13 protein-coding genes are annotated in these 16,165 nt (G+C 38.5%); all 13 read right to left on the reverse strand.

What is annotated here, in order from left to right; all coding sequences use genetic code 11:
• Positions 1-80 precede the first annotated feature (80 nt).
• Positions 81-1,949 (reverse strand): DNA mismatch repair endonuclease MutL, encoded by a 1,869-nt coding sequence (gene mutL / locus ACFVT8_RS10365; protein WP_387080141.1) that lies wholly within the window; start codon positions 1,947-1,949, stop codon positions 81-83.
• Between the two features lie 14 nt (positions 1,950-1,963).
• A complete protein-coding gene (gene mutS / locus ACFVT8_RS10370) occupies positions 1,964-4,543 on the reverse strand; it encodes a DNA mismatch repair protein MutS (RefSeq protein ID WP_387080139.1) in 2,580 nt (859 codons plus the stop codon).
• Between the two features lie 119 nt (positions 4,544-4,662).
• The gene (gene cotE / locus ACFVT8_RS10375; RefSeq protein WP_387080138.1) at positions 4,663-5,277 is read right to left on the reverse strand and encodes an outer spore coat protein CotE; all 615 of its coding nucleotides are present in this window, start codon (positions 5,275-5,277) and stop codon (positions 4,663-4,665) included.
• A 136-nt stretch (positions 5,278-5,413) separates the two neighbouring features.
• Positions 5,414-5,851: a YlbF/YmcA family competence regulator gene (locus tag ACFVT8_RS10380; RefSeq protein ID WP_387080136.1), complete on the reverse strand. Its 438-nt coding sequence runs from the start codon at positions 5,849-5,851 to the stop codon at positions 5,414-5,416.
• Positions 5,852-7,396: a tRNA (N6-isopentenyl adenosine(37)-C2)-methylthiotransferase MiaB gene (gene miaB / locus ACFVT8_RS10385; protein WP_387080134.1), complete on the reverse strand. Its 1,545-nt coding sequence runs from the start codon at positions 7,394-7,396 to the stop codon at positions 5,852-5,854.
• A 206-nt stretch (positions 7,397-7,602) separates the two neighbouring features.
• Complete coding sequence (locus tag ACFVT8_RS10390) at positions 7,603-8,853, reverse strand: carboxylate--amine ligase (RefSeq protein ID WP_387081489.1); 1,251 nt, start codon at positions 8,851-8,853, stop codon at positions 7,603-7,605.
• A 173-nt stretch (positions 8,854-9,026) separates the two neighbouring features.
• Positions 9,027-10,055 carry a histidinol phosphate phosphatase domain-containing protein gene (locus ACFVT8_RS10395; protein WP_387080133.1) on the reverse strand — a complete coding sequence of 343 codons (1,029 nt, stop codon included), beginning with the start codon at positions 10,053-10,055 and terminating at the stop codon, positions 9,027-9,029.
• Positions 10,031-10,816 (reverse strand): DeoR/GlpR family DNA-binding transcription regulator, encoded by a 786-nt coding sequence (locus tag ACFVT8_RS10400; RefSeq protein ID WP_387080131.1) that lies wholly within the window; start codon positions 10,814-10,816, stop codon positions 10,031-10,033. Before ACFVT8_RS10400 ends, ACFVT8_RS10395 begins: the two co-directional genes overlap by 25 nt.
• Positions 10,813-11,814 (reverse strand): ABC transporter ATP-binding protein, encoded by a 1,002-nt coding sequence (locus ACFVT8_RS10405; protein WP_387080130.1) that lies wholly within the window; start codon positions 11,812-11,814, stop codon positions 10,813-10,815. The genes ACFVT8_RS10400 and ACFVT8_RS10405 overlap by 4 nt, the downstream gene beginning before the upstream one ends.
• Entirely contained in the window at positions 11,811-12,596 is a 786-nt protein-coding gene (locus ACFVT8_RS10410; RefSeq protein ID WP_387080128.1) for an ABC transporter permease, read from the reverse strand. The genes ACFVT8_RS10405 and ACFVT8_RS10410 overlap by 4 nt, the downstream gene beginning before the upstream one ends.
• Entirely contained in the window at positions 12,596-13,438 is an 843-nt protein-coding gene (locus ACFVT8_RS10415; protein ID WP_387081487.1) for an ABC transporter permease, read from the reverse strand. The genes ACFVT8_RS10410 and ACFVT8_RS10415 overlap by 1 nt, the downstream gene beginning before the upstream one ends.
• 588 nt (positions 13,439-14,026) lie before the next feature.
• Complete coding sequence (locus tag ACFVT8_RS10420) at positions 14,027-14,863, reverse strand: alkaline phosphatase family protein (RefSeq protein WP_387080126.1); 837 nt, start codon at positions 14,861-14,863, stop codon at positions 14,027-14,029.
• Complete coding sequence (locus tag ACFVT8_RS10425) at positions 14,853-15,941, reverse strand: ABC transporter substrate-binding protein (protein WP_387080124.1); 1,089 nt, start codon at positions 15,939-15,941, stop codon at positions 14,853-14,855. Before ACFVT8_RS10425 ends, ACFVT8_RS10420 begins: the two co-directional genes overlap by 11 nt.
• Between the last annotated feature and the right edge of the window lie 224 nt (positions 15,942-16,165).

A 16,165-nucleotide genomic window follows, 5' to 3' on the forward strand; every position in this document is an offset into this window, starting at 1 on the left:
TTCTAATTTCCTTTTATGCAGCATGGACTGTTCATGTTGCTCTTGATTTAATTCTTATAATAAATTGTTAGTCTTTACAACTACATTACTCGTTTAAACATTTTTTCCACTTCATACGTTGTAAAATGAATAAGTACTGGACGTCCGTGTGGGCACGTAAATGGATTGTCTGCATTACGTAAATCTCGCAGTAATATATCCATTTGTTCTTTCGTTAAATAATGATTGGCCTTTATCGACTTTTTACAGCTCATCATAATCGCTGCCGCCTCACGTAATTTTTTGACGTCTGCTTTTTTGGTTGTCAGCACCTGTTCAATTAAGTCCTCAATAATTTCCTGTTCTTCCCCTTTAGGGAACCAGCTAGGATGCTCTCTCACGACAAATGAAGCCTGTCCAAATTCCTCTAAAAATACGCCAACAGCTTCTAATTCATGTCTATTTTCTCTTAATATAAGAGCCTCGTCAGCAGCATAATGGAAGGTCAATGGAAGCAATAAAGCCTGACGCTCATTTGGGTTCACCTGACCAACCTTTTCACGGAAAAATTCATATTTAATACGCTCCTGCGCTGCGTGCTGATCGATTAAATAAAAGCCATCCTCCATTTGTGCAACAATATACGTCCCGTGAATCTGCCCTACCACTTCAAGCGCAGGGAATGGTTCTTTAGCTGGCTCATCCTCTAGAATTTCTACCGGCTCCTCTTGTGTTACTTCTTCAGGAGGATTTACTTCTATCATCGGTGTCGGTTGCCAGCTCTCTTCAATCGCAGTAGGAACGGATTCAGGTTCTGGCATTATAGGCTCTAATGTATTCGACTCTTGAACAGTTTGCACATCGTAAAGCTTTTCTACAATGGCATTCATTTTCTCCACATCAAGCTTTGGTGCTGGTCTCCATATATTTAATTGCTCCGTCGCAGGCTTTACCACTTTCTCCTTCTTTTCCATCTGTGGTACTCGAATGACATGGCGGATTTTCTCACGTATCGTTTCCTCAATTAGCTTAAGTAGCTCAGGCTCTTTACTTAAACGTACTTGATGCTTTGCAGGATGAACATTGACATCTGTTAAATAAGGATCTCCCTCTATATAGAGCGCTACAATTGGAAAACGCTCAATAGGCAAATACGTATGATAAGCATCTACAATCACTTTTTGTACTAAATAATGCTTCACCCAGCGACCGTTCACAAACAACGACATATAGTTTTTGGAAGCACGAGTTACCTCAGGTAGTGATACGAAGCCGGAAATTTTATAATCATGTGACTCTCCATTGAATGCCACCATTTTCTTAGCATTATGCACACCGTAAATAGCAGCTAATACTTGCTGTACGTCACCTCGTCCATTTGTTTGTAACAATTGCTGGCCGTTATGCAGTAATCTAAACGCAATTTGTGGATTTCCGAGTGCAAGACGGTTCATCAAATCAATGGTATGTCCTAGCTCGGTCTGTATAGTTTTCATATATTTTAATCGAGCAGGTGTATTGAAAAATAGCTGTGCCACTGTAATATCCGTTCCCTTGCGCAAAGGGCCAGGTTTATGTGTTGCAACATGCCCACCCTCAAGCTCTAAATACGTTCCTGATTCTCCATTTGATGTAATGAGTGTCATTTTTGACACTGATGCAATGGAAGCTAATGCCTCACCACGGAAGCCAAGTGTACGAATTCGAAATAAATCATGCTCCTGATGAATTTTACTTGTCGCATGGCGAGAGTATGATATTAATGCATCCTCTTCATCCATACCACTACCATTATCAATGACTTGAATTGAAGTGAGGCCCGCTTCTAGTAGAAAAACATCAATGGACGTACTTCCTGCATCAATGGCGTTTTCAACAAGCTCTTTAACTACAGAGGCTGGTCTTTCAACTACTTCCCCTGCCGCGATTTTATTGGACAGCCACTCGTCCATAATTTGTATTTTTCCCATAGCGCATCACTCCTTTACTTTTTTGCGTTTACTAGTTGCTGCTGTAGTTCGTATAAAATATTCATCGCTTGCATTGGTGAAGTGCCCAGAATATTTACTTTTTCTAGGTTTTTAAGTACCTCTGACTCTGCCGGAGAGACTGGTTCTTCCTCCGTAAATAGTGACATTTGCACAGGCTTTTCAACAACTTCTTGTACTACTGCTACTTTGTTTCCGTCTTCTTTTCCTGCCTCGAAGTTTTCAAGTAGCACTTGTGCTCTCGTTAAAATTTCCTCTGGCAATTGTGCAAGCTGTGCTACATGAATTCCGTAAGATTTATCGGCAGCGCCCTTTTTCACCTTATGCAAAAAGACAACTGTGCCATTTTTTTCAGTAGCAGATACATGTACATTTTGTAGTCGAGGAAGCTCCGTTTCAAGTGCCGTTAATTCATGATAGTGAGTTGAAAACAGTGTATTTGCTCCAATTTTGTCATGAATGTATTCCATCATGGATTGAGCAAGACTCATACCATCATAAGTAGATGTCCCACGACCAATTTCGTCAAACAGCATTAAACTATTTTTTGTAGCATGCGTAATCGCGTGCTGAGATTCTAGCATCTCCACCATAAAAGTTGATTGCCCCGCAGCTAAATCATCCGCTGCACCAATGCGTGTAAAGATCTGATCTGTAATTGGTAATCTAGCTTTTTCAGCAGGCACATAACAGCCCATTTGCGCCATGACAACAATTAGTGCAACTTGACGCATATACGTACTTTTACCGGACATATTCGGACCTGTAATAAGCATCATATTGTTATTTTCCTCAAGTACACAATCGTTTGGTACATACATTTGCTTATTAAGCATTTTTTCAACAACCGGATGGCGCCCTTCAATAATTTCTAGCGAACGTCCGGCATGGAACTCCGGCTTTGTAAAACGATATTTCTCTGAAACACTTGCAAAGCTTACTAGCACATCTAGCTCACTAATACTTGCCGCTAACGCTTGGACACGTGGAATAAATACCTTTAATTCATCACGTATTGCCACAAATAAGTTGTACTCTAACGTTAAACTTTCTTCCTCAGCATTTAAAATTAATGCTTCTTTTTCTTTAAGCTCCTGTGTAATATAACGCTCGGCATTGGCCAAAGTTTGTTTACGTTCATAGCGGGTTAAATCAGCTAAATGGATATTCGATTTCGTAATTTCAATATAATAACCGAAAATTCGATTGTAGCCGATTTTTAAGTTTTTAATGCCTGTTTTCGTCCGTTCCTCTTGCTCTAGCTGTGCTATCCAATCCTTCCCATTACGAGAAGCATAGCGTAGTTCATCTAAGCGCTCGTCATAACCATCGCGAATGACGTCGCCCTCTTTAATCGTAATTGGCGGATTATCTGTAATAGCACGAGCTAATAGCGCCTCTACATCCGCACACGTATCAAGTGCTGCGCCTAGTTTTTTCAAAGTTTCTTTATTGGAACCAAGTAATTGCTGCTGAATGGCAGGTACTTGACGTAATGAATCACGTAACTGCGCCAAATCTCGTCCACCAACATTACCAAAAGCTACTCGCCCAGCTAAACGCTCTAAATCATATACTTGTTTTAAAGAGGATTGAAGCTCTGTTCTTACAAAGTATTCTTCTAATAAATCAGTGACGTTTGCTAGTCTTTCTTCAATGGCAGAACGTGAAGCAAGAGGTTGGTGTAACCATTGCTTTAACTTTCGCCCTCCCATTGCAGTCACAGTATCATCTAACAACCATAAGAGTGTACCCTTTTGATCGCCTCCGCGAATAGATTGAATAAGTTCTAAATTACGTTTAGAGCTAGAGTCAATGCGTAAATAGTTTTTCATTTCATTATAGGTAAATGCTTGAATATGTGATAATGAACGCATCTGTGTTTTATCGATATAAGCTAGCAAACGAAGGCAAGCAATCTGTAAATCATTTGGCACCGCTTCTAAATAGTGTGCAGCTTTATCCAACGTCATTCCATCTGTTTCAATAGAAAGGACGATACCTGCGTTTACTGCATGCTCTGCTAATAGAAGTTGCAAACTTTCCGTTACAATTAATTCACGAATACCATATGCCTGCATTTGTAATAAAAGTGCTTTACCGTCGCCCTCAATCGAGGAGGCTACTGCTTCACCTGTAGATAAGTCTAAATAAGCGTAGCCATATGTCGTATCGTCGAATTGCTCCGCAGCGCCTATAAAATGATTGGTTTTACCATCAAGCGACTTACCTTCCATAATCGTACCCGGTGTAATAAGTTGTACAACTTCACGCTTCACTACACCCTTTGCTTGCTTTGGATCTTCTGTTTGCTCACAAACTGCAACCTTATAGCCCTTTTGCACAAGAGTTTCAATATAATTTTTTGCCGAATGATGTGGAACACCACACATTGGAATACGCTCTTTCGCACCCGCATCTCGGCTCGTTAATGTAATTTCTAAAAGTTGAGAAGCATTAATAGCGTCCTCAAAAAACATCTCGTAAAAGTCGCCTAATCTAAAAAATAAAAAGGCATCCTTGTAATCTTCCTTTACCTGCAAATACTGTTGCATCATTGGTGTATATGTTGTCATTTATAAATTTCCCTCGCTCTAACAATATAGATATTTTTATTATAACAAAAGATACATGCGAAACGCTTAATTCACCTTTTTTAAGATGCTAGCGCTTCGCATGTATAAAATCCTTAGTATTATCTTGGTCTTTCATCAGGAAACGATGAGGACTCTAAAACATACCTACCTTCTTCACTGGAGCTAGACGATGAGCTGGAACTGGAGCTAGATGAAGACGATGATGAGCTCTCATCAAAGTTCCATTCCTCTTCGAAATCTAGTGGATGTACACTAATGCAAATCGTCGTTTCTCCCATTACCTCTACTACGACTTCACGTTCTACTACGATTTCAAACTTCGTACCACATGGAGAAATGATTGCCTCTATGCAGTTTGGCTCTTGAATGACACGTACACGAACATCATCACCAGCGCTCACTTCGCCTTCTCTAAAAGAAAGCTTCACTTTGTCTTTATAGTGCACCGTTTCAGAAAACACTGCTGTTTTCGAATGACTACTATAGGCATACCATACATTGACATCAAATTTCCCTGATACTTCTACAAATTTACCGACTTTTTTCGCGGAACAAGTATGATTGATGACCCAGCACCCGAGAATACTCGTCGGTTTATTTGATGGACTTAATGTTACACGTTCTTCCGTTCTCTTCTTCCCTTTGGCAACTACTGCTCTCGTCACGATTTGTCGTAAACGTTTCAGCGCAATTCCTCCTTCGACTCTTTTCACTCCATCATATGCAGGTAGCGCCTATTGGGTGAACATATATTTTTATAGAATCGAATTACTGATTTTTCCTACTATGTTGTCTGAATACATAAAAATAGCCCGAATGCCAGCATTCGAGCTATTACTTCTATTATGTTTATGAGCAGCTGCCTGGTGTTGTATTGGCTACGTATGAGCCAGTTTCTCCACGAAGTACATCCCCACCAGTTGAACGAATAATTTCATTTGTAACATTGTTAGCAATTGTGTTCGAAACTAATTGCAATAAATCATTTACATCACCTTGAGATTCTTTAAATTGTTGAACCACTGGGATCGCGTTGATTTCTTCTTCGATTTTTACGATTTTATCTTCAATTAATTTAAGCGCTTTTTCTTTCCCTAAGTGTTGGAAGTTAACAGCTTGCTTTTGTAGGCTTTTTAGACTTGCAATACGCTCACGTACCTGTTGGTTTTCATTAATTTGTGCTTCTGCCTTTTTGAAAAATTCAACTTCTGGCGTATTGGCAATCATATGCGCAATTTCGTGTGACTTCTTGATTAAATCATCTTTTGTAAATAATACTTGTGACATTTACGCTTCCACCTTTTCATTTTTTACTACTTCAACGAACTCACCGCTTAGTGAATAAGAAGTAGCTTCAACTATTTTTACCTTCACTAATTGACCAATTAGATCTGCTGGCGCTTTAAAGTTTACAAGACGATTTTTACGCGTATAGCCAGCTAACACATCATCGCGTTTTTTACTTGTACCTTCGACTAAAACTTCTACTACTTCACCCTTCAATCCCTCTAATGCTTTGCGAGAGTATTCCCCTACAACCTCATTTAATCGATGAAGACGTTCTTTTTTCACTTCTTCAGGTACATTATCCACCATTTTGGCAGCAGGTGTACCCTCACGAGGAGAATAAATATAAGTGAAGGCCATTTCAAAGCCTACTTCACGGTACAAGGATAATGTCTCCTCAAATTGCTCCTCTGTTTCATTAGGATAGCCCACGATAATATCAGTCGTTAGTGTTACTTCAGGAATAGCCGCTTTAATTTTCGCTACTAATCCAAGGAAATGCTCACGTGTATACTTGCGTGCCATAATTTTTAGCACGTCATTTGAACCAGATTGTACTGGTAAATGAATATGTTCAACTAAGTTACCACGTTTTGCAAGAACTTCGATTAAATGATCATCGAAGTCACGTGGATGACTCGTTGTAAAACGAATGCGTGGAATATCAATTTTTCGTAATTCATCCATTAAATCACCAAGTCGATATTCAATATCCTCAAAATCCTTACCGTAAGCGTTGACATTTTGTCCTAGTAGCATAATTTCTTTATAGCCTGCAGCTGCTAGTTCACGAACTTCAGCAATAATTTCCTCTGGACGGCGACTACGCTCCTTACCACGCGTATAAGGTACAATACAATACGTACAGAATTTATCACAGCCGTACATAATATTTACCCATGCTTTGATGGAACCAAGACGTTTTTTCGGCAGATTCTCAATAACATCGCCTTCTTTAGACCAAACCTCAATGACCATTTCCTTAGACATATATGCTTCTTTTAAAATGTTCGGTAAACGGTGAATATTATGTGTACCAAACACCATATCGACATGTGGATAACTTCTTAAAATTTTATTTACAACGGATTCTTCCTGTGACATACAGCCACAAACTCCAATTAGCATTTCTGGATTTTTACGTTTATATTTTAGTAGGAAGCCCAGTTCTCCAAATACTTTGTTTTCCGCATTTTCACGAATGGCACACGTATTCAGAAGAACGACATCAGCCTCATCAATTATATCTGTAGGCGTATAACCTAGCTGCATAAAAATCCCAGCCATCACTTCTGTATCGTGCTCATTCATTTGGCAGCCATACGTACGAATATAAAAAGTACGCCCATTACCCATACCTGCAAATTCTTCTGCAATGTTAAAGTCCTTATGGTACTTAACTTCTTCTTTCCCACGTTTTTTAGCATCTTTTAATGAAGGTGCCGTAAAGACTGTTTCAAAATATTTACTATAATCCTTTTCAGGCTTGTCTTCTTTTTTTAGTTGATTGACTTGTTGATTTGCTAAGCGTTGTTCTTCATTCATCGCAATCAGGTAACTCCTTTCAAACGAATTCCATACATTTGAATTCCCATTTTACTATTATACTGAATAATGGCAACATCCTACAAGGTTTGCGTACTAAATGTCGTGGTTTAGACTTAATTACTATTAACTATCTCACTTTTCCAAACATCAGTGTTTTCTCAAAAGAAATAGGACACCTTTGCCAAAGGGTGTCCCTCTCGATCTTATTTGTAGTACTTTTTAAATTTTAGATTCAAATAATAATTATATAGTTTCAGCTTTGTCCATCGTTTTACGTTCATATCTTCTCTAAAATACAGGGCATTCGAATATTTCCCCTGTTTTATTAGTCGCTTTGCCTCTATTTTCAGTTTTTCATTTTTTAAACCTTTAAATAGTATCCTTTTTGGAATAAGTGACCACAAATGCTTTGCCTGTACATACGTTAGCTTTTGATCTGCATTGAAAACATAATCATTTGCGACGTACTGCATTAAATTATGGCCACTCGCTGTCACAAAATAGCTAGAAGCGCCAGATCGTAAGTTCATTTCAAATAATTTATATTCCCCGTCACGAACATCTAGCTTCATGTCAAAATTTGCAAATCCATTATAGCTAATGTCTTCTAAAAAATAACGTATTTTGTCCATTAGCTGTTCATCGAAATCCGTCATAATCGCCATTGAATTGCCAATGTTTTGTGGTGAAGGGTCTTCGAGAAGCTTGTTACCTAAACACATCAATTTAACCTTCTTATCCTTCCCTACGTAAACATCTAATACACGAATATATGAATCATCACCTGGGATAAATTCTTGAAAAATTAAAGAATCTTTATACGTAGAGCTATAAATATTTTTAATAATCTGTTGCTGTTCTTCTTCATTTTTTGCAAGAAATACTTTTTTCTTCTCAGGGAAGGAACAACTCGTATATTCGACTGTATTCGATGGTTTTATAATTATCGGATAATCGAATGGGATATCACTTATTGCATGATGTTCCTTTGTCACTATCACTGTTTTTGGATATTTAATATTATATAAATCACAGCACTTATAAAACTCTTCCTTTGTTCGAATCCGCTTCATTAAATCCTCATCTATATATGGCAAAATAAAATATTGTTGTAGCGTCTGTTTATTGATAATGATAAGCTCCGCATAGTAACAATTACTTGCAAGTAAAATCAATTTCTTATTTTTGAACTGCATCGCGATGCCGATCAAAGCTTGTACAAAATAAGCCGGTTCATCTAAACGGTCCACATATTGAAAGTCGATGATTTGACTATTTTGAGTTGCTATTCCTCGTACCCCACCTAAAAAGAGCGCTCGAATGTTTTTTGTCTTCAAAGCTGGTTCTAATACAAGGCTTTTTATACGATATGCTTCGTAAAAGGAGCGGGCTACCCCATATGCATTGTGGCCCGATTGTATGATAACTGGCAAAAAGCTTTGATCTACTGTTATTGACAATTTTACTCGCCTCTCATTAAAAAAATGAATTTAATCATTTGTATGCCATCTGTCTTGTACTTATGTAACTAATAAAATAAATTAATTAAAGGCACTGAAACAAAAATGAATTTCTTAAGAAACATCATTTTTGTTTCAGTGCCTATATATTTATGAACCACAGTATGCTATATCTCAATTAATTTTCTCATACGCTGTTCAAAGCTGACAATCGATTGAACACCAAAGCTCTTAAGCAAATTTGCATTGGCAAATGTATACTTGCCTAAATCATCTGGGAAATGCGCATCTGAGGAAACTGTAAAGGCTACATCATGATCAATTAAAATTTGCAAAAATCGGGGTCCAGGGCACATTTCCTTTACTGGATAGCGATAATATAAGCCGGCATTTATTTCAGTCGCAGTTTGTGTAGTTACAAGTGCCTTTGCAATTCTTTCATACCAAGAGTCAAGAAAAGCCATATCCTTCACTTGATAGTCAAACACTTTAAAATTGTCTAAATGTGCCACAAAATCAAACATATTCGAGAGGATCATTTTTTCGACTGTGGCAAAAAAACGAGTATAGTTCTGCTGTAAAGTTGCGACGCCCATATCCTCAAAAATATATTGTGTTTGAGGATTATCAAAGCCCCAGCCATCCACAAAATGGACAGATCCGATAACATAATCCCATTGATATCGTTCCAATAATGATGCTAACGCTTCCTCACCACCGACAAAATAATCGGCCTCAATGCCAAGCTTTAAGGAAATACCATGGCGACTCCACTTTTCCTTTGCTCGATTAATAGCTGACACAAAATCATCCATGCTTTCCGTCATCACTCGATCAAGCCAGTAGCGCTGAACTCTACCAACTTCATTGTTATCTAACTGCATATAACGTTCAAAGTATGTCCGCGTCTCCTTGAAACGATACAGATGGTCAACAATTCCAACCTCGCGCAAACCGAGCTGCTTTGCTTGTTGTAAATATAAATCTAACCATTCCTCACTATAACAGCCATTCTGTAATCGCTTTGATAACTGCTGCATTTGCAACTCTATAAATGCTTTAGAACCTTTTGCTGCTCCTTCATCTTCATTAAAAAATCTAATTGCCTGAGAAGTACGCTCTAGCCAACGAAATGAGTATGGGCCCTCCTCTAAATGTACATGATAATCAATCATCCGCATTTCCCTCCATTGCATATTGTCCATTTCTCCTCATACGCTTGCCACTCTAATGGGCAAGCTATATCACAAAGAATTTCTGAGCATTCTTCTATGTGACATATTTGATAAAAGGACTTACTATTTATTTTAGATGCATCCGCTAATAAATAGTTTATCTTGCTACGGTCAAGCATTTTCTTAGAAATTAACGATTCATCCAAATCATAATCGTATACGATACCTTCACTTATACCACCACACGATATAAATGATTTATCAAAATTCATATTCCCTAATAATTCTAATGTCATTGCTCCTGTTATTGAGGATTGCCTTGGATTTGTTGTTCCACCAAGTAATATAACCTTCCCCGTCATTCGTCGCTCTTCTATAGCTAAATTAAACTGTACAGCTGCAGCGATCGAATTGGTTACAACAGTTATATCATTGACCGCCAATAAAAAATCTGCAATATGCACCGTCGTTGTACCTGTATCAACCGCAATTGTATCTCCGTCACATATACGTCTAGCTGCTAAACGAGCTATATTACGTTTAGCCTCTTTTTGCATTTGAAGCTTCCGCAAAAATGCTGGTTCATTTCTAACGTTCGTATACTTTACAGCTCCGCCGTGTACTCTCGTTAATAAATGCTGTTGCTCTAGCTCATCAAAATCTCTACGAATCGTTTCTGGTGCCACTTGTAATTCTTCTGCAATATTAGCAACAACAATTTTCCCATCAACCTCTAACTGTTTTAAAATAAATTCGAAACGCTCAATTTTTGCATATGTCATGATAATGCAATCACATCTTCTTTCGCTACATAACACATATATTTCTTACCCAACTCAAATGAATGCCCTCGTTGATGTAGTTGCTCCATCGTAAAGAGACATTCACCCTCTAACGTTGTTCGAATAACATTGCCGCTCATTAACGACTGCTTTGCCTCTCCAGTAATACAAACATCCCCCTGTCTTTGATCGAGATGAATGGCTTCTGGCCGAATCGCAAATTTTGAGTATTCTTTTGGCAATGTCTCGCCAATCATTTTCTCTAGAGCTTGACGCGTAAAAACATTGTAATGTCCAATAAAATTAGCGATAAATTCACTTTCAGGACTTGTATAAATCGCAGTAGGTGTTCCACTTTGTGCAATCATCCCATTGCTCATAACAAATATTCTGTCTGAAACAGCCATCGCTTCCTCTTGGTCATGTGTAACTAAAATCATCGTGATGCCTAGCTTTTGCTGGATGGCTCGTAAATCAGCTTGTAGTTTCTTACGAATTTGGGCATCTAGTGCACTGAGCGGTTCATCTAACAGTAATACCTTTGGACGTACAATTAAAGCACGAGCAAGGGCAACACGTTGCTGCTGACCACCAGATAATTCTTTCGGATATGAGTCGGCTTTTTCACTTAAATGCACGATCTCAAGCATTTCTTGAACACGTTGGTCCACTTCAGCAGTATTTACTTTTTGCATGCGTAAACCAAAGGCTACATTTTCTTTCACCGTCATATTTGGGAATAGAGCATATGATTGAAACACCATACCAACCTGACGATCCTTTGATTGAACACCAATCATATCCTTACCTTCAATGATAATTTTCCCTGTAGATGCATCTGTTAAGCCTGCTAAAATACGTAAAATGGTACTCTTACCACAGCCACTTGGACCTAAAAGAGTTATAAATTCACCTTTTTCAATCTTCATATTTATATTTGATAAAACTGTCGTTGATCCATATTTTTTATGAAGCCCTTCAATCACAATATAGCTCATAGATTTGTAGCACCTTTCGATCGTTTCGTTAATGTTGCAATAGCGAACGTTAATAAGCCCATAAGAACGATATAAATAAAGACAACTGCACTAGCAATATGTCCACTTGTACTAAGCTTCTTCATTAAATAAATTTGCACCGTTTCAAAGCGAGAACCGACAACAAGATTTATCAGAACAAACTCTCCAAAAAGAACGGAAAACGATAATAATGCGCCGGCAAATAAACCAGGGTAAACAGTAGGTAACAATATTTTGGTAAATGCCTGCAATTTCGACGCTCCCAGTAATTGTGCTGCATCTAAAAGCTGCCGTGCATCTACATTTCGTAAACTATTACGTGTCCCTTGGTAAATGTATGGTAGGATACCGATAACATAGGCCCCTAAAACTACTAAAATCATCGGCACACCAAATTTACTGTAAACACGAATGAGTCCGACTGCTAAAATAATTCCTGGAAATGAATACACCATTACAACAGCCATTTGAATCCATTTTTCGTATTTTGGAAAATACAACACGATTACGAATATTGCCGGTACGATAACAAGCAATGCGATTATTACAGCTCCACCCGACAATAAAACAGAACGTCCAAACGCCTGTATAAATTCGGCATCCTGAAATAATGTTGCAAGCCATTTAAATGTTAATCCTTCTGGCAAAATGGTTTTATTCCAATTCGTCGCAAAAGCATAAAGCATTGTTGCAACTACTGGCAACACTAAATACATAACTAATAGGAGGAAAAATAAATCAGCAAAGCCTCTTTTTTTCACTATAATTTCCTCCTTGTTTTGGAAATGCTCCATTCACTTAATAGCATCGCCGTCACCATCGTTACTGCTAATATTACGGCAATTGCACTTGCTAGCTCTGGCTGGGCAAAAATATCTCCCTTAATAAGAGAACCAATACGAATAGCAACTAAATTGTAATTACTGCTAGTTAACGCGTAGGCAGAGGCGTACGCTCCCATAGCATTGGCAAACAATACGCTAAATGTTCCAACAATCCCTGGAAGCATAACAGGGATCCCAATCTTCATCCAAAACTGCCACGTAGATGCTCCAAGTAGTGCCGCTGCGTCCTTCCATTGTTGCTGAATTCCATCATAAATTGGATATAGAAGCATTAATGCTAATGGTAGCTGAAAATAAATATAAATTATTAACAAGCCACCCCAGCTATAAAGAGAAAAGGACGATAATGTGCTAATACCCCATTTATCGAATAGCAATGTAAAGAGCCCGCTATTGCCAAGTAATACGATGAAGGCAAAAGCTAACGGAATACCTGAAAAATTTGATGTTAAGTTTGTTAGTATTAAAATTTTCTCGCGCACTGGCTCAGAAAATCTCATAATCGCATAAACCGCAAATAGGGTAACGATTAAGGCAATGACTGCCGAAAGAACGGACAGTGTAATACTATTTTTAAAACCTTGTAAAATGTAATCGTTCGTTAGTACAGATTGATATTGTGCGAGTGTAAAACCATCACTATTTTGAAAGCTTGTGATGAGCATATACAGTAACGGTACTAAGAAAAATAACAGTACAAGTACTAGAAAAGGAGAAAGCCAGGCAACTGTTTGCCGCTTCGAAATCAAAACAATCACTTCTTTCAATATTTAATAGCAGCCATTTAGATTAATAAAATTCGCGCCCTGAAACTAGCAAAGTACTACCAAGTGGCGAAAGGCGAGAATATTGATTTTATCCATCTTAATTAGAGGACGCGCATTTCTAAAACGACTACTTATGTTTCCCAATGGAAGCTTTGCTCTATGACAAAAGCAAAGTGGTAGGAGCACTCGATTAGCCCCCAACAATCAGTTAAAGATGGGTATATATAAGCAACAAAAACCTTTTATATTGGCTCGTCATCCAAAATTAGTGATGATATTTGTAAAAACGTATACCATATATAAGTTGATTGGAGTGGAGGCAGGGCGACTCCTTGGGGATTAGCGTCACAGATGAGACCCTGGAGCGAGCAACGCGAGTGAAGCGGCTCATCGGACGCCCCCAGGAAGCTCTGCTCTGCGCGAAAGCGAAGCGTCAGCGGCAAATGTTTTCTGTAGCGAAAGCAAAGCGACAGCTACAAAGCGCCCGGCCGGAACGGAAATCAACCCACGCTATGTTTAATCACTCACTCAATAATAAACCTTTTCCCCTAACCAACACGCCTGAATAAATATTGATAATTAAACCCTTTTTAATGAATGCATCCCTTCTAATAACAGCGGAACCATTTCATCAGAAGGTTCGATATTCAATAAATGACAGCACAGCGGAGCAATTTGTAACTGTGATACAATCTCATCCTTAATGCCTGCCTTAACGTGATTCGAAATAACAAACATGGGTACATGGCGATCCTCTGCTGTTGTGCCTCCGTGATTACCATCACTCGTCATCCCATGATCTGCTGTCACGATCACTTCATAGCCCCGCGCTAGACATTTTGGGATAAATAAAGATAATAAAGCATCCACTGCTAAAACACGATTTCGATATTGTGCCGAGTCAGCAGTAAATTTATGTCCGTCATCATCTACATTCATCGGATGAATATATAAGAAATCTGGTTGCTTTTGATCCATTAGCCAAGCAGCCTCAGCAAATAAATGACTATCTGGATAGTGATCCTCAAAGTAGAACAAGCCATTCTCAATCGGCAATTGAGTATCTAATTGTAACCTGTCCTCCATATGCGCAAATGGTGCACGATTGTATAGCTCACTGACCCAATAATAGGCAGCAGCTGCTGTAGACAGCCCGTTTTCTTTTGCTAAATGAAATAGACTATTTTGTGTGGATAAACGCACTGTCATATTGCTCGTAACTCCATGTACAATGGGTGGTGTCCCCGTTAAAATCGTTTCATATAAAGGCCTTGATAGAGACGGGACCTCTGAGCAAATCTTGTAGCGTGCTGCAATCTTACGTTCAACTAAATGGTGCATAAATCCCATATGGGTACAAGCTGTATCAAAACGAAGTGCATCGACGACAATTAAGACAACTTTATTATTTCCCATGAATTAATACCTGCTCTTGATATAGTTGTGGAATTTGCTTTGTTGTATCTTCCCATTTCTTTTGATCTTTTACTGGCTGAGCATTTTTGTACATTTCCGCAGGTAATAATAGCTTTTGAACTTCTTGAGACAATTGAACTTTGTCACGAATTGGACGAGCATAACCCTTCGCTAAATTTTCTTGCCCTGCATCTGATAAAATGTATTCACGAGCAAGCATTGCTGCATAAGGATTTTTGGCGTACTTATTAATGATCGTTGCATAGCCTGATGTTACAGAGCCTTCTGATGGAATGACGACATCAAAACGTTTTTCATCAATTTGGTGTCGATAGCCAAGTGAATTAAAATCCCATAGGATGGCTACGTCAATTTCGCCTTTTTCTAAATTCGCAACAGTTGGATCTCCTTTTAAACGCCCTTGTTTTGCTAAGTCTACAAAGAAGTCTATTCCTGGTTGAATATTCGATTCATCGCCACCAAATGCCATAGCAGCTGCTAAAATAGCAAACTGTGCTTGATTCGCTGTTAAAGCATCACCAATGCTGACAGTGTAATTTCCGTTTTTAATATCCTCCCAAGATTTCGGGGCATTTTTGACGTTGTTTTTATCAGTTAAAAATGAAATTGTTCCAGTGTAACCCACGATCCAATGGCCTTCATCATCCTTTGCCCAGTCAGGTATTTCATCCCAATAAGATGTTTTGTACGGTAATGTTAAACCCTTGTCCTTAGCAATCGGTCCAAAAGCAATTCCGACGTCACCAATATCCGCAGTGGCATCATCCTTTTCTGCCTCAAACTTCGCTAGCTCCTCAGCACTCGACATGTCTGTATCCTTATGCTTAAGGCTATATTCAGTACCAAGATCATCCCAAGTCTCTACCCAGTTAGCCCAAGTATCTGGCATACCGACTGAATTTACAGTGCCTTCTTCTTTTGCTTTTTTCGTCATCTCCTCAAGTGTCAAATCACTTTTCACTTCATTCGACCCAGATGAACCTTCAGAACAAGCTGCCAACATTGAAATTGCTAATGCTCCGATTAGACCTTTCTTCCACAACTTTTGAATTGCCATGAGTTGGAACCTCCATTTGTTTATGTTTGTTTTCATTTGTCTTACAACATTCATGTTAGGAAACAAACATTAAGCAAGTATGGAGGACGTTAAAATATTCAGTAAAAATTATTAAGGAATTATGAAAATCTATGAACAATTATGAATTAAAGGGGGATTGTAAAAGTTTTAGAGGAAATAAGAAGAAATCTAGTTCAGTATGCGCACGTTTATGTAGCGTTCCT

Origin of the sequence: Lysinibacillus sp. NPDC058147, from assembly GCF_042884205.1 — a bacterium.
Classification (GTDB): Bacteria; Bacillota; Bacilli; order Bacillales_A; family Planococcaceae; genus Lysinibacillus.

What these genes read in the sequence shown, in the direction of transcription:
- ACFVT8_RS10400 (WP_387080131.1), bottom strand. Translation starts at nt 10,816, where the DNA reads ATGACATATGCAAAAATTGAGCGTTTCGAATTTATTTTAAAACAGTTA.
- ACFVT8_RS10395 (WP_387080133.1), bottom strand. Translation starts at nt 10,055, where the DNA reads ATGCAATGGAGGGAAATGCGGATGATTGATTATCATGTACATTTAGAG.
- ACFVT8_RS10425 (WP_387080124.1), bottom strand. Translation starts at nt 15,941, where the DNA reads ATGGCAATTCAAAAGTTGTGGAAGAAAGGTCTAATCGGAGCATTAGCA.
- ACFVT8_RS10420 (WP_387080126.1), bottom strand. Translation starts at nt 14,863, where the DNA reads ATGGGAAATAATAAAGTTGTCTTAATTGTCGTCGATGCACTTCGTTTT.
- ACFVT8_RS10380 (WP_387080136.1), bottom strand. Translation starts at nt 5,851, where the DNA reads ATGTCACAAGTATTATTTACAAAAGATGATTTAATCAAGAAGTCACAC.
- ACFVT8_RS10405 (WP_387080130.1), bottom strand. Translation starts at nt 11,814, where the DNA reads ATGAGCTATATTGTGATTGAAGGGCTTCATAAAAAATATGGATCAACG.
- mutL (WP_387080141.1), bottom strand. Translation starts at nt 1,949, where the DNA reads ATGGGAAAAATACAAATTATGGACGAGTGGCTGTCCAATAAAATCGCG.
- miaB (WP_387080134.1), bottom strand. Translation starts at nt 7,396, where the DNA reads ATGAATGAAGAACAACGCTTAGCAAATCAACAAGTCAATCAACTAAAA.
- mutS (WP_387080139.1), bottom strand. Translation starts at nt 4,543, where the DNA reads ATGACAACATATACACCAATGATGCAACAGTATTTGCAGGTAAAGGAA.